Origin of the sequence: Pseudomonas sp. AD21, from assembly GCF_002878485.1 — a bacterium.
Taxonomy (GTDB): Bacteria; Pseudomonadota; Gammaproteobacteria; order Pseudomonadales; family Pseudomonadaceae; genus Aquipseudomonas.
In genome coordinates this window covers 193,729-208,262 of sequence record NZ_NQYG01000003.1, presented here as the reverse complement: position 1 = coordinate 208,262, position 14,534 = coordinate 193,729, and the positions used below count along the sequence as shown (strand labels likewise).

The 14,534-nt window shown below is 61.6% G+C and carries 12 protein-coding genes; all 12 read right to left on the bottom strand.

Annotation, left to right across the window (positions count from 1 at the left end; genetic code table 11):
• Positions 1 to 78: 78 nt before the first annotated feature.
• The 12 genes from PseAD21_RS03195 to asd all read right to left on the bottom strand — a co-directional run bounded on the left by PseAD21_RS03195 (position 79) and on the right by asd (position 14,482).
• Positions 79 to 855: an SDR family oxidoreductase gene (locus PseAD21_RS03195; protein ID WP_102354467.1), complete on the bottom strand. Its 777-nt coding sequence runs from the start codon at positions 853 to 855 to the stop codon at positions 79 to 81.
• Positions 852 to 2,063, bottom strand: a complete 1,212-nt coding sequence (locus tag PseAD21_RS03190; RefSeq protein ID WP_102354466.1) for an O-succinylhomoserine sulfhydrylase — start codon at positions 2,061 to 2,063, stop codon at positions 852 to 854. The genes PseAD21_RS03195 and PseAD21_RS03190 overlap by 4 nt, the downstream gene beginning before the upstream one ends.
• An 80-nt stretch (positions 2,064 to 2,143) precedes the next feature.
• Entirely contained in the window at positions 2,144 to 3,649 is a 1,506-nt protein-coding gene (gene purF / locus PseAD21_RS03185) for an amidophosphoribosyltransferase (RefSeq protein ID WP_102354465.1), read from the bottom strand.
• 41 nt (positions 3,650 to 3,690) lie between these two features.
• Positions 3,691 to 4,251, bottom strand: coding sequence for a CvpA family protein (locus tag PseAD21_RS03180; RefSeq protein WP_102354464.1), 561 nt, complete (start codon positions 4,249 to 4,251; stop codon positions 3,691 to 3,693).
• Between the two features lie 98 nt (positions 4,252 to 4,349).
• A complete protein-coding gene (locus PseAD21_RS03175; RefSeq protein WP_102354463.1) occupies positions 4,350 to 5,009 on the bottom strand; it encodes an SPOR domain-containing protein in 660 nt (219 codons plus the stop codon).
• The gene (gene folC / locus PseAD21_RS03170) at positions 4,993 to 6,300 is read right to left on the bottom strand and encodes a bifunctional tetrahydrofolate synthase/dihydrofolate synthase (protein WP_102354462.1); all 1,308 of its coding nucleotides are present in this window, start codon (positions 6,298 to 6,300) and stop codon (positions 4,993 to 4,995) included. Before folC ends, PseAD21_RS03175 begins: the two co-directional genes overlap by 17 nt.
• Positions 6,297 to 7,217, bottom strand: a complete 921-nt coding sequence (gene accD / locus PseAD21_RS03165; RefSeq protein ID WP_027611535.1) for an acetyl-CoA carboxylase, carboxyltransferase subunit beta — start codon at positions 7,215 to 7,217, stop codon at positions 6,297 to 6,299. The genes folC and accD overlap by 4 nt, the downstream gene beginning before the upstream one ends.
• Before the next feature lie 200 nt (positions 7,218 to 7,417).
• The gene (locus PseAD21_RS03160) at positions 7,418 to 8,062 is read right to left on the bottom strand and encodes a phosphoribosylanthranilate isomerase (RefSeq protein ID WP_102354461.1); all 645 of its coding nucleotides are present in this window, start codon (positions 8,060 to 8,062) and stop codon (positions 7,418 to 7,420) included.
• 65 nt (positions 8,063 to 8,127) lie between these two features.
• The gene (gene truA / locus PseAD21_RS03155) at positions 8,128 to 8,952 is read right to left on the bottom strand and encodes a tRNA pseudouridine(38-40) synthase TruA (RefSeq protein WP_178082083.1); all 825 of its coding nucleotides are present in this window, start codon (positions 8,950 to 8,952) and stop codon (positions 8,128 to 8,130) included.
• 299 nt (positions 8,953 to 9,251) lie between these two features.
• Positions 9,252 to 11,891 (bottom strand): FimV/HubP family polar landmark protein, encoded by a 2,640-nt coding sequence (locus tag PseAD21_RS03150; RefSeq protein WP_102354459.1) that lies wholly within the window; start codon positions 11,889 to 11,891, stop codon positions 9,252 to 9,254.
• Between the two features lie 209 nt (positions 11,892 to 12,100).
• Positions 12,101 to 13,111: an aspartate-semialdehyde dehydrogenase gene (locus PseAD21_RS03145; RefSeq protein ID WP_102354458.1), complete on the bottom strand. Its 1,011-nt coding sequence runs from the start codon at positions 13,109 to 13,111 to the stop codon at positions 12,101 to 12,103.
• 258 nt (positions 13,112 to 13,369) lie between these two features.
• Complete coding sequence (gene asd, locus PseAD21_RS03140) at positions 13,370 to 14,482, bottom strand: aspartate-semialdehyde dehydrogenase (RefSeq protein WP_007956451.1); 1,113 nt, start codon at positions 14,480 to 14,482, stop codon at positions 13,370 to 13,372.
• Between the last annotated feature and the right edge of the window lie 52 nt (positions 14,483 to 14,534).

Genomic DNA, 14,534 nt, shown 5'->3' with positions numbered 1-14,534 from the left:
ATGCATTCCAAATGTGGGAGCGGGCTTGCTCGCGAAGGCGGCAGCTCATCAAACGCAAATTCAGCGGAAGAACGCGATCTATTCGCTGTAAATCATCTTCTTGGTCATGCCGCCATCAACGACGAATTCCTGCCCAGTGACAAACCCGGCATTCCTCGACAGCAGCCACGCAACCATGGCCGCCACATCCTCGACCGTCCCTACCCTGCCCGCCGGATGCTGAGCATGATCGGTATCGGCCAGAGGTTCGGCACGACGCGCGGACGGATCGCGAGCATCGATCCAGCCCGGACTCACGGCATTGACGCGAATCTCCGGCCCAAGGCTGATAGCCAGCGCATGCGTCAGCGCCAACAAACCTCCCTTGCTCGCCGCATAGGCTTCTGAGTCCGCCTCCGACTGGCGTGCTCGGGTGGAAGCCAGATTAACGATCGAACCGTTGTGCGCGCGCAGATACGGCGCACAGTGCTTGGCCAGCAACATCGGCCCACTGAGGTTTACCGCCAGCACGCGATTCCAGTACGCCAGATCAAGGCTTTCCAGCGTGATGTTGTGTGGGTCTGCGACTGCCGCATTGCACACCAACGCATCCAGACGACCGAACTGCCCAAGCACCTCGGCGACGCCGAGCGCGACCTGACTTTCATCCGCCACGTCCATGGCGATGAACCAGGCATTCTCGCCCAGCACCTTCGCCACTTTCGAACCGCGCACCCGATCCAGATCGCTCAGCACCACTTGCCACCCTTCGCTGATCAACCAGGTGGCAATGCCCAGACCGATGCCGCGCGCGGCACCGGTGACCAACGCAACGCGGCCATGGGTGCCCGCCTTCGGAGTAGACAACTCGATCACAACGCCGCCAGACCGCGCGACAGGTCGGCCTGCAGGTCCGCCACGTCTTCCAGACCGACCGCAATGCGGATCAGGCTGTCACGTATGCCCGCCGCTTCACGCTCTTGCGGCGCCAGACGACCATGAGAGGTGGTGCTTGGGTGCGTGATGGTGGTTTTGCTGTCACCGAGGTTGGCAGTAATCGAAATCAACCGGGTGGCGTCGATAAAGCGCCAGGCGCCCTCTTTGCCACCCTCGACCTCAAAACTGACCACTGCACCGAAGCCCTTCTGCTGACGCTGGGCCAACTCGTGCTGCGGATGGCTCTTGAGACCGGCGTAATGGACTTTCTCGATACCGTCCTGCTGCTCCAGCCACTCGGCCAGTTGCTGGGCGTTGGCGCAGTGCGCCTTCATCCGCAGATTCAGGGTTTCCAGACCCTTGAGGAAGATCCACGCGTTGAACGGGCTCAGGGTCGGCCCGGCGGTACGCAGGAAGCCGACGACTTCCTTCATCTGCTCGCCGCGACCCGCCACCACACCGCCCATGCAACGGCCCTGGCCGTCGATGAACTTGGTCGCCGAGTGCACGACGATGTCCGCACCGAGCTTCAGCGGCTGCTGCAGCGCTGGCGTGCAGAAGCAGTTGTCGACCACCAGCATCGCGCCTTTGGCGTGAGCGATTTCCGCCAGCGCGGCGATATCCACCAGCTCCGCCAGCGGGTTGGACGGCGACTCGACAAAAAGCAGCCTGGTGTTCGGCTTGATCGCCGCATCCCACGCCGACAGTTCGGCCAGAGGCACGTAGTCGACCTCCACACCGAAGCGCTTGAAGTATTTTTCGAACAGGCTGATGGTCGAACCGAAGACACTGCGCGACACCAGCACGTGATCACCGGCGCTGCACAGGCTCATCACCACCGCCATGATCGCGGCCATGCCGGTGGCGGTCGCCACGGCCTGCTCGGCGCTTTCCAGCGCAGCAATACGCTCTTCGAACGCGCGCACGGTCGGGTTGGTGTAACGCGAGTAAACGTTGCCCGGCACCTCCCCGGCAAACCGCGCAGCCGCGTCGGCAGCGGTGCGGAACACGTAGCTGGAAGTGAAGAACATCGGATCACCGTGTTCGCCTTCCGGCGTACGGTGCTGACCGGCACGTACGGCCAGGGTATCGAACGCTACGCCTTCGAGGTCGCTGTCCAGCCGACCGGCATCCCATTCCTGACTCATGCTGTCACTCCTTGCCCTGATCTGAATAAGTAAAGGTCTTTTGCCAGATACAAAACCGGCCCCTCAGGGCCGGTAGAAACTCAGTTGTTGTACAGATCGATGATCGCACTGACCGCCTGGGTCTTGACCTTGGAGGCATCGTTGCGTGCCTGCTCGATCTTGTTCAGGTAGGCCTCGTCGACATCGCCGGTGACGTACTTGCCGTCGAACACCGCGCAATCGAAGTTCTCGATCTTGATCTTGCCGCCACCGACCGCTTCGATCAAGTCAGGCAGGTCCTGATAGATCAGCCAGTCAGCGCCAATCAGATCCGCCACATCCTGGGTCGAACGATTGTGCGCGATCAGTTCGTGAGCGCTCGGCATGTCGATGCCGTAGACGTTCGGGAAGCGCACCGCCGGAGCAGCCGAGCAGAAGTAGACGTTTTTCGCGCCGGCTTCACGGGCCATCTGAATGATCTGCTTGCAGGTGGTGCCGCGTACGATCGAGTCGTCGACCAGCATCACGTTCTTGCCGCGGAACTCCAGCTCGATGGCGTTGAGCTTCTGACGAACCGACTTCTTGCGCGCCGCCTGGCCCGGCATGATGAAGGTACGGCCGATGTAACGGTTCTTGACGAAACCTTCGCGGAATTTCACGCCCAGATGGTTCGCCAGCTCCAGCGCCGCCGTGCGGCTGGTGTCAGGAATCGGGATGACCACGTCGATATCGTGCTCTGGACGCTCGCGCAGGATCTTCTCGGCGAGCTTCTCACCCATGCGCAGACGGGCCTTGTACACCGACACGCCGTCGATGATCGAGTCCGGACGCGCCAGGTAGACGTGTTCGAAGATGCACGGGGTCAGGGACGGGTTGGTCGCGCACTGACGGGTGTGCAGCTTGCCGTCTTCAGTGATGTAGACCGCTTCGCCCGGGGCCAGGTCGCGAATCAGGGTGAAACCGAGCACGTCCAGCGAAACGCTTTCCGAGGCGATCATGTACTCGACGCCTTCGTCGGTGTGACGCTGGCCGAACACGATTGGACGGATGCCGTGCGGGTCGCGGAAACCGACGATGCCGTAACCGGTAACCATCGCCACCACGGCGTAACCGCCGACGCAACGGTTGTGCACGTCAGTCACGGCGGCAAACACGTCTTCTTCGGTCGGTTGCAGCTTGCCGCGCTGGGCCAGCTCGTGGGCGAACACGTTCAACAGCACTTCCGAGTCGGAACTGGTGTTGACGTGACGCAGGTCGGATTCGTAAATCTCTTTGGCCAACTGTTCAACGTTGGTCAGGTTGCCGTTGTGCGCCAGAGTGATGCCGTACGGCGAATTGACGTAAAACGGCTGAGCCTCGGCCGAAGTCGAGCTGCCCGCAGTCGGGTAACGCACGTGGCCGATACCCATGTGACCGACCAGACGCTGCATGTGACGCTGATGAAACACGTCACGCACCAGGCCATTGTCCTTGCGCAAGAACAACCGGCCATCATGGCTGGTCACGATACCGGCAGCGTCCTGGCCGCGGTGCTGGAGCACGGTTAGCGCGTCATACAGCGCCTGATTGACGTTCGACTTACCGACGATACCGACGATGCCACACATGCGACGCAACCCCTACTTAATGGATCTGAACTGAACAACACTCACTGTGGCGTTTTGGCCGACGGCAAGAGCTGCTCCTTGAACGGAATATCAGCGGGTACGCTGATTCCGCTGGCAAGCCACTGACTGCTCCACCCGAGAATCAGGTTTTTGGACCAGTCGGCAACCAATAGAAACTTTGGCACGAGCTGTGATTCTTTCCACCACCCGTCCTGCTGTACCGGCCCCAGGCTCAACAGCCCGACCGCCACGACCACCAGCAACACGCCACGCGCAGCGCCGAAGGCCATGCCGAGGAATCGGTCGGTCCCGGACAACCCGGTCACGCGCACCAACTCGCCGATAAGATAATTGATCATTGCGCCCACGATCAGTGTGGCGACAAACATGATGGCACAGCCCGCGATCACGCGAGCCGATGGGGTTTCGATGTATCCGACGAAGTACTCGGACAGTGAGCCACCGAACATCCAGGCAACGGCTCCTGCGATGATCCAGGTCACCAGCGATAATGCTTCCTTGACGAAGCCGCGGCTCAAACTGATCAAAGCGGAGATGGCGATGATTGCAACGATCGCCCAGTCAACCAGGGTAAATGGCACAGTGCAGCCTACAGACGGATAAGGCGGCGCATTTTAGCAGAGCGCACCGCTGTCGGTAAGCTGCGATTGTCAGTGCTTTTCAATCTGAGCGATAGTTTTTAGCCGCGCTCAGGCTGGAAGCGCACGACGAAGCCCTTGAGGTTCTGCTGACGGCTCAAAACATCACGCAGACGATCAGCCTCGGCACGCTCGATCAATGGGCCGACAAACACCCGATTCTTGCCATCGGCAGAGCGGATATAGGCGTTGTAACCCTGACTGCGCAGGGTTTTCTGCAGGGATTGCGCACCTTCGCGACTCGACAGGCTGGCCAGTTGCACCGACCAGCTGACCGACAGGCCATTGGCGTCGACACGGCTTTGCGTGGTGTCAGGCTTGGTCGGGGCCGCCGCAATCGGCTGGGCCGGTGCCGTTGTCGGCCTGGCCGCCGGCGCCGGTGCTGGAGCAACCGGTTTGGCGACTGGAGCAGGCGCTGGCGCCGGAGCCGATGCAATCGGCATCGACGGTGTCGATTGCCCGGCCACTTCGTCATCGCTCGGCACCGGTTCTTGCGGCAGCGTTTGCGGTTCAGGCACGGCGACCGATTCAAGCTGCACTTGTGGCATCGCAGGTGCTTGCGGCGCGGCTGGCGCCTCGACCGTCACTTGACGCTGTTCGTCCTGACGGGAAAACAGCATCGGCAGGAAAATCACCGCCAGCGCCACCAGCACCAGCGCACCAACCATGCGCTGCTTGTACGCTTTATCCAGCAAAGCCATTTGCCGCTTCCTCCGTGGAGCGCCGGGCCAGCCATTCAAGGGCCTCGGCGACACAATAAAATGATCCGAACAACAGAATCTCGTCGTCGCTGCTGGCCGCTGCGCACTGCCCTTCCAGTGCCGCCGCGACACTGTCATAGGACGTGACGGATGCGCCAAGGTTCTGCAGCGCCGCATGCAATTCACTGACCGGACGCGAACGCGGCGAATCCAGCGGCGCGACCGCCCAATGCTGGACACTAGCATTCAATTCGCCGACAACACCATCCAGATTCTTGTCGGCGAGCAGGCCGAACACCGCCAGGCGCTTGCCCACCGGCGGCCGACTGGCCAGACGCCGCGCCAGATACTCCGCCGCGTGCGGGTTATGCCCCACATCCAGCAGCAGGTTCAGGCGCTTGCCATTGAACTCGAAGGATCGGCGATCCAGACGCCCGACCACACGAGTCGCCTGCAAGGCCGCGGCGATCTGCGCTGCATTCCACGGCAGACCGAGCAGCAGATACGCCTGCAAGGCCAGCGCCGCGTTTTCCATCGGCAGATCCAGCAGCGGCAAGTCGTGCAATTCGACCTGCTGGCCTTGTGCATCAGTGCCGCGCCATTGCCAATGTTGATCGGTGACACCGAGGTCGAAATCACGCCCACGCAGAAAAAACGGGCACGCCAGTTCGCGCACCTTGTCGAGCAAGGGTTGCGGAGGATTCAGATCGCCGCACAAGGCAGGCTTGCCCTGACGGAAAATCCCGGCCTTCTCGAAAGCCACGGATTCACGGGTATCGCCCAGATACTCGGCATGATCGACGCCAATGCTGGTGACCAGCGCGATATCGGCATCGACCACATTGACCGTGTCCAGACGCCCGCCCAGACCGACTTCCAGCACCACCGCATCGAGCCCGGCCTGCTGAAACAGCCAGAACGCCGCCAGGGTGCCCATTTCGAAGTAAGTCAGAGAGGTCTCGCCGCGCCCGGCCTCGACCGCAGCGAAGGCTTCGCACAGCTGTGCATCAGTGGCTTCGACGCCATTGAGCTGCACCCGCTCGTTATAACGCAGCAGGTGCGGAGAATTGTAGACACCAACGCTCAGGCCCTGCGCTCGCAGCAATGAAGCCACGAACGCGCAGGTCGAACCCTTGCCGTTGGTGCCAGTGACCGTAATCACCCGAGGCGCCGGCTGGCCCAGCCCCATGCGGGACGCTACCTGTTGCGAACGCTCCAGCCCCATGTCGATGGCCGATGGATGCAACTGCTCAAGGTAGGCGAGCCACTCGCCAAGGGTACGCTCGGTCATACGTTGGCAGGCACCGGAGGAACGACGATAGGCTCGACTGGAGCGGCGACGTAGGTCGGTGTCGGCTGGCCAGTCAGTTGCGCCAGCAGATTGCCCAGACGCGGACGCAACTCGCGACGATCAATGATCAGGTCGATGGCGCCGTGCTCCAGCAGGAATTCGCTGCGCTGGAAGCCTTCCGGCAGTTTTTCACGCACGGTCTGCTCGATCACACGCGGACCGGCGAAGCCGATCAGTGCTTTCGGCTCACCGACGATCACGTCGCCGAGCATCGCCAGACTGGCGGAAACGCCGCCGTAGACCGGGTCGGTCAGTACCGAGATGAACGGAATGCCTTCTTCACGCAGACGCGCCAGTACAGCCGAAGTCTTGGCCATCTGCATCAGCGAGATCAGCGCTTCCTGCATCCGCGCACCACCGGAAGCGGCGAAGCAGATCATCGGGCAACGATTTTCCAGGGCGTAGTTGGCGGCGCGCACGAAGCGCTCACCGACGATGGCGCCCATGGAACCGCCCATGAAGCTGAATTCGAACGCCGAAACCACCACCGGCATACCCAGCAGAGTACCGCTGACGGAGATCAGCGCGTCTTTTTCGCCGGTCTGCTTCTGTGCGGCGACCAGACGGTCCTTGTACTTCTTGCCGTCGCGGAATTTCAGACGGTCAACCGGTTCCAGATCGGCACCCAGCTCGTTGCGGCCTTCAGCATCCAGGAAGATGTCGATGCGCGCCCGTGCGCCGATGCGCATGTGGTGATTGCACTTGGGGCAAACGTCCAGGGTCTTTTCCAGCTCAGGGCGATACAGCACAGCCTCGCAGGACGGGCATTTGTGCCACAGACCTTCAGGCACCGAGCTCTTCTTGACCTCCGAACGCATGATCGAAGGGATCAGTTTGTCTACTAACCAGTTGCTCATGCTTTCTTTCTCCAGTACCGGCGGCCCGAACGCTCTGGTTCGCAGCCCCGCGTATGCCCTTCAGCTAAATTCATGTGTGTGGCGATGGTTGGTGGAACCCCGCGGTCAGCGCGAAACATGACCTGCGTGCAACTCCAGAAACCCTCAGCCTCGCCTGCTTTGTGCAAGTGCATTGATGGACGGCGGCAGACTGCCAGCCGTCACATCGAAGTAGACGCTCCCAGTGAGCTTCTACGTACGGCATCGATGAACGCGCGGATCTTCGCATGATCCTTGATGCCCTTGCTCGCCTCTACCCCACCGCTGACGTCGACCGCGTACGGTTTGACCCGGGCCACGGCGTCGGCAACGTTTTCCGGCGTGAGACCACCGGCCAGGATCAACGGCTTGCTCAACCGCTGCGGAATCAATGACCAGTCGAACGCCTCGCCGGTTCCGCCGGGCACGCCTTCGACATAGGTGTCGAGCAGCACGCCACTGGCGCTCGGATAGGCATCGACGGCGGCGGCAATGTCGTCGCCGGCCTTGACCCGCAGCGCCTTGATGTACGGACGATGCCAGCCTTCGCATGCTTCTGCGCTTTCATCGCCATGAAACTGCAGCAGATCCAGCGGCACGGCATCGAGGATTTCCCCCAGCTCGCAGCGGCTGGCATTGACGAACAGGCCGACGGTGGTCACGAACGGCGGCAAGGCGCGAATGATCGCTCTCGCCTGCTGCACGCTCACCGCCCGCGGACTTTTTGCATAAAACACGAAACCGATTGCATCAGCCCCGGCTTCGACCGCCGCCAACGCATCTTCTATGCGGGTAATCCCGCAAATCTTGCTGCGAACGGCTGACATGTCGATAAAAACCTCAAGGCAAAAACCGGGAAAGTCCCGGATGGTAACAAAAGCGTTCGGGGGCGTCAGCCGTCAAGACCAGAGAAACCCGTAAGGAAATGTGGCCCGACGAAACGCTCGGGCAATGGGAACTCGTCGTGGTACTCGACCTGCACCAGATACAACCCATACGGATGCGCGGTCACGCCACCGGAACGGCGTTCGCGGCTCTCCAGCACTTCCTTCATCCACTCCACCGGCCGCTCGCCGGCACCAATCGTCATCAGAACACCAGCGATGTTGCGCACCATGTGGTGCAGGAACGCATTGGCACGGATATCGAGTACGATCATCTTGCCGTGACGGGTCACGCGCAGGTGGTGCATCTTCTTGATCGGCGACTTCGCCTGGCACTGGCCGGCGCGAAACGCACTGAAATCGTGGGTGCCAATCAGGTATTGCGCGGCTTCGGCCATGCGCTCGACGTCCAGCGGGCGATGATTCCAGGTGATTTCCTGGTTGAGATGCGCCGGACGAATCTGATCGTTGTAGATCACGTAGCGATAACGCCGGGCGATGGCTTTGAACCGCGCATGGAAATGCGCCGGCATGACCCGTGCCCAACTGACACTGATGTCGTGGGGCAGATTGATGTTGGCGCCCATCACCCAGGCTTTCAGGGAGCGATCGACCGGCGTGTCGAAATGCACCACTTGCCCGCACGCATGCACCCCGGCGTCGGTGCGACCGGCGCACTGCAGCGAAATCGGCGAGTTGGCGACTTTCGACAAGGCTTTTTCGAGTTCTTCCTGCACCGTCGCGACACCCGTCAACTGACGCTGCCAGCCGCTGTAGCGCGAGCCTTTGTACTCGACGCCCAGTGCCACACGGTAAAAGCCTTCGGGTGCCATTTCGGCGACCGGGTTATCTATGTTTGCCAAAGTGGGACAGCCTGCTGATCTGCAAAGGCGGGCATTATAAGGCTGTGAGTCGGGGATGCCAGTCAGTTCTGTATTGACCGATCCGGCCTCTTCGCGAGCAAGCCCGCTCCCACAGGGGATTGGGGGCTGGATCGGGATGGGTGGCTGCCGCAGGATCATTGTGGGAGCGGGCTTGCTCGCGAAAGCGCCGCTCCAGACGCAGCAAAATCCAACCCAAACAAAAACGGCAGCCTCGATGGGCTGCCGTTCTGTTTACTGCTGACGCTGAATCAAGCCAGGTTCGAGAGCATTTCCTTGGCTTCGCCACGCTGCTTCTCGTCACCCTCGGTCAACACTTCGTTGAGGATATCGCGCGCGCCGTCGTTGTCGCCCATGTCGATGTAGGCCTGAGCCAGATCGAGCTTGGTGGCCGCTTCATCAGTGCCGGCGAGGAAGTCGAAATCGTCTTCGCCCAGATCATCACCCATGGCCGCATCGGCTTCAGTGAAAGTCGGCTCGGCAATGCTCTGCGACAGGCGATCCAGCTCGGCGTTGACGTCATCCAGCTCGGCGGCGAATGCATCCGGTTCGGCCGGGTTGCTGTCCATCTCGTCAGCCAGCGACAGATCGAAATCCGCCGGCAGCTCCAGATCGTCCTGCGGCACTTCGTTCACCACTGGAGGCTCGACCGGCGACAGGTCTTTCACGCCCTCGTCCAAGTCCAGCAGGAAGTCATCGTCCGCCAGGTCCGCTGCAGGTGCTGGCGCAGGCTCGGCACCGAGGTCCAGATCCAGGTCGAAGTCCGACAGGTCGTCGAGGTTTTCCTTGATCTCGGTCTGCTGTTGCAGCACCGATTCGAAGTTCAGATCGTCGTCTGTCGGGAACTCATCCAGCTCCACCGGTGCTTCAGGCTCAACGACAGGCGCAGGTTCAACCGGGGTGATGTTGTCGAGGTCGTCCAGGCTCAGGTCGAACGCGCTGTCCAGATCATCTGCCACCGGCGCAGGCTCAGCTGCTGGCGCCTCTGGCTCGTCGAGCAGCAGCTCCTTGACGTATTGCGCGTCCAGCTCGGCAGCGACCGCCGCTGCAGCCAGACCCGCAGCAGCGACGACAGCCATGGTCGGGAAGCGTTTTTTCAGTTCTTCGACCTTGGCGAAGTTATCGCCGTTGGCCACCAGCTGACGCTCCTGACCGACGAACGCATCGCGATCGCCCTGCTGACCGTAGACTTCCATCAGTTTCAGGCGCAGGTCGCTGCGTTGTGGCTCAAGGCTGACGCCCTCCTCCAGCAGCGCAGCAGCCTGATTCAGGCGACCGGCATTGATGTGCGAATGAGCCTTGTCCAGCACGTCATCGGAACGCTCGGCAGCCGGCGCGACCAGTGGCGCAGCAATCGGCTCGGCCATCACCACCGGCGTCACGACCGGGGCCGGAGCAGGCGCGGGTGCCGGGGTATTCAGTTTGACGCTGGCGGCAGGCACTTCCAGACCTTCGAAACTGCTCTCCGGCAGATCCTGCTCGGCGGAGAACTCTTGCTCCTCAGTCAGGGCCCGCGCCATGCGCAGGTGTTTTTCGGCTTCCTGCTGGGCTTTGCGGCGACGCGCCAGCAGCAACAGCAGTAGCAGCAGAACCACCGCACCGCCACCGATCAGACCCAGCAGGACCGGATTGGTCAGCAGTTCGTTGAAGGTTTTGTCTTCATCGACAACCGGCTTTGGTGCGACGACTGGCGTCTCGGCGGGCGTCTCGACCGGTGGCGCAATGGCCGATTCCGGAGTCGGCGCAGCTTCTGCCGAGGTCGCTGGCGGTGTTGCGGCCAGTTCAGCGGTGATCGCAGGCACGGCAGCATTGGCGGCAGGGGCAGCGCCCGTACCGTCAGCCTGCATTTTCGCCAGTTGATTGTTCTTCAGCTCGATCAGGCGCTGCAGCTTGTCCAGCTGGCTTTGCAGATCGGTCATGCGGCTTTTCAGTTCCTCGTTGTCACGACGGGTCGTGTCGAGGCTTTCCTGAGTGACCGCCAGCTTGTTGCTCAAGGCCTTGGCGTCGCCTGCCGGGCCTTTGCCCCGCGCCTTGGCGCTTTCGGCAGAGACCAGGCTCAAGTTGTCTTTGGCATTCTGGCCGCTACCGGCATTGCTGCGACCACGCTTGGTGGCATCGAGCTGCTGCTGACCGGTGCCTGGCTTGGCCACATAGCGACGGCCCTGACGCCAGGCGTCGTTCTGCGCGGCAACTTCAGCAATCGCTTTGGACTGCGGCAGCGCAGTGCTTTCCACCGAGTCCGGCAGACGCAGCACCTGACCGGTCTTCAGCCGGTTGATGTTGCCGTCGATGAACGCGTCGGGGTTCAGCGCCTGAATCGCCAGCATGGTTTGCTGCACGGAGCCGCCAGTGCGCGCCTTCGCGGCGATTTCCCACAAGGTATCGCGCGGGGTGGTGGTGTATTGATTCGGGTGCGTGGCACCGGTGGTCGGCGCAGTGATGGTCTGCGACGGCGCCGGTTGCGCGGCCGCGTCAGCGGTCTGCGGCGAGAACTTCGACGGATCGAGCAGCACGCTGTAGTCACGCAGCAGACGGCCGTTAGGCCACATCACCTGCACGAGGAATTTCACCATCGGTTCCGACAGCGGTTGGCTCGAGGTCACGCGCAGCACGCTTTTGCCGCTGGCGTTGAGCACCGGGGTGAAAGTCAGATCGTTGAGGAAGGCCTGGCGATCGACGCCGGCCTTGGCGAAATCTTCCGGCGAGGCCAGGCTCGGCACCACTTCGGCAGCGGTGAGATCCTTGACGTCGAGCAGCTCGATTTCGGCCACCAACGGCTGGTTCAGGGTCGACTTCAGGGTCAGCTCCCCGAGCCCGAGGGCATGCGCCATACCGGAGGACAGCGCCGAGGCGGTCGCTATTGCTAACACCAGTTTGCGAACTTGAACCATAGCCTCATCCTTTGTTTGAACGTTCCTCGGCCAGCGAGAAGATGTTGATTGCCGCTGCCGTAAGGCATTGCGCGCGACGACGACAGACTGCCGCGCGCGATCATTTCTTTGATGCCCCGGAAAGTCCCGGAGGGTGACACGTTATCGAGTGCTCCGGGCAAGCATAGCGCTCACCTAGAATCAGTCGACAAATTGTTGCCAAGTATCTTTTACAGCAGGTCTTTTATCAACAATTCAGCGACCTGCACAGCATTGAGGGCTGCACCTTTGCGTACGTTATCTGACGTCAGCCACAGATTAAGTTCCGCCGGCTCGTCGACACCGCTGCGCACCCGACCGACATAGACAACGTCCTGCCCCACCGCGTCACCCACCGCAGTCGGGTAATCACCGGCCTCGACCAGTTCGATGCCCGGCGCGTCTTCAAGCGCAGCGTTGACCTTTGCCAGGTCGACCGCACTCGCTGACTGCAAGGTCACGCTATAGCTATCGCCAAAAAACACCGGGGCTTGAACGCAAGTTGCGGAAATCTTTAATAAAGGCCGAGCCAGCACCTGACGCAACTCGCGCACCAGACGTTTTTCCAGCAGCGTGTGGCCGTGGGTGTCCGGGGTGCCGACCTGGGCCAACACGTTGAAGGCCATCTGGCGGTCGAAGAAAGTCGGCTCCAGCGGGCGCATGTTCAGCAGCTCGGCGGTCTGTCGCGCCAGTTCGGTAACAGCTTCACGACCTTGCGCGGACACCGCCAGATTGGCGGTGACATTGACGTATTGCAGGTCGATCAAATCGAGCAGCGGCGCCAGCACCACGGCGAGCGAAGTGGCCGACGGGCTTGGACTGCTGACCTGGAACGGCGCTTTCAAACCGGCGAGCTGAGCGGCGTTGGCCTCCGGAACGATTTGGGGCGCCTGATCGGCCGGCAGCGCGCCGGACAAGTCGATCAGCGAGCAACCAGCGGCATGCGCGCGGGCGGCGTAGCTCAGAGTGATCGCCGGCCCGGCGGCGAAGAACACCAGTTTGACCTTGCTGAAATCGAACTCGTCGACCTCGCGCACGCGCACGTTCTTGTTGCGAAACAGCACTGAGCTGCCAGCGGATTCGCTGCTGGCCAGCAGGTGCAGGTTGCCGACCGGGAAGTCGCGTTCTTCGAGAATCTGTACGAGGGTTTCGCCGACAGTACCGGTGGCGCCGATCACGGCAATATCTAGGGTCTGGGTCATGGTGCGAGCCTCTGGCGAAACGGGGGGAGCGGCACTTTACCGGGTGAGTGCCGCACAGGCAATTTCTGCCGGATTTGTGGCGCCCACCCGGATCGTTCCCACGCTCTGCGTGGCAATGCCGCATCGGACGCTCTGCTTTCGGCTTGTAAAGGGACGCGGAGCGTCCCGGGATGCATTCCCACGCAGAGCGTGGGAACGATCGGCATAAAAAAACCCGCACCTCTCACAAGGCACGGGCTCTTTCATTACTTCAAGCAATCAACGCTCAAGCAAAATCCGCAGCATGCGACGCAGCGGTTCGGCCGCACCCCACAGCAGTTGGTCGCCGACGGTGAACGCACCGACGAATTGCGAACCCATGTTCAGCTTGCGCAGACGACCCACTGGTACGTTCAGGGTGCCGGTGACCTTGGTCGGGCTCAGCTCCTGCATGCTGATCTCGCGCTGGTTCGGCACCAGTTTGACCCAAGGGTTGTGCTGGCTGATCAAACCTTCGATATCAGCGATCGGCACGTCTTTGTTCAGCTTGATGGTCAGCGCCTGGCTGTGGCAACGCATGGCGCCGATGCGCACGCAGATGCCGTCGACCGGGATCGGGCTCTTGAAGCGGCCGAGGATCTTGTTGGTCTCGGCCTGGGCCTTCCACTCTTCACGGCTCTGGCCGTTCGGCAGTTCCTTGTCGATCCACGGGATCAGGCTGCCGGCCAGTGGCACGCCGAAGTTTTCGGTCGGGTACGCGTCGCTGCGCATGGCTTCGGCAACACGACGATCGATGTCGAGGATCGCGCTGGCCGGATCGGCCAGTTGATCGGCAACCGCAGCGTGGGTCGCACCCATCTGCTTGATCAGTTCACGCATGTTCTGCGCGCCGGCACCGGAGGCCGCCTGATAAGTCATGGCGCTCATCCACTCGACCAGACCGGCCTCGAACAGGCCGCCCAGCCCCATCAGCATCAGGCTGACGGTGCAGTTGCCGCCGATGTAGTTCTTGGTGCCCGCGTCCAGTTGCTGGTCGATGACCTTGCGGTTGACCGGATCGAGAATGATGACGGCGTCATCGTTCATGCGCAGGCTCGAGGCCGCGTCGATCCAGTAACCCTGCCAGCCGGCTTCGCGCAGCTTCGGGAATACTTCGCTGGTGTAGTCGCCGCCCTGGCAGGTCAGGATCACGTCGAGGGTTTTCAGCTCTTCAATGCTGTAAGCGTCCTTGAGCGGAGCAATATCCTTGCCCACGGACGGGCCTTGGCCACCGACATTGGAAGTGGTGAAAAACACCGGCTCGATAAGATCGAAATCCTGCTCTTCCAGCATCCGCTGCATGAGCACGGAACCGACCATGCCGCGCCAACCGATCAGACCTACACGTTTCATCGCAACTACACCTTCTTGAAAAGTGGGCCGCTGCTTTGTATTGAATTTCGCA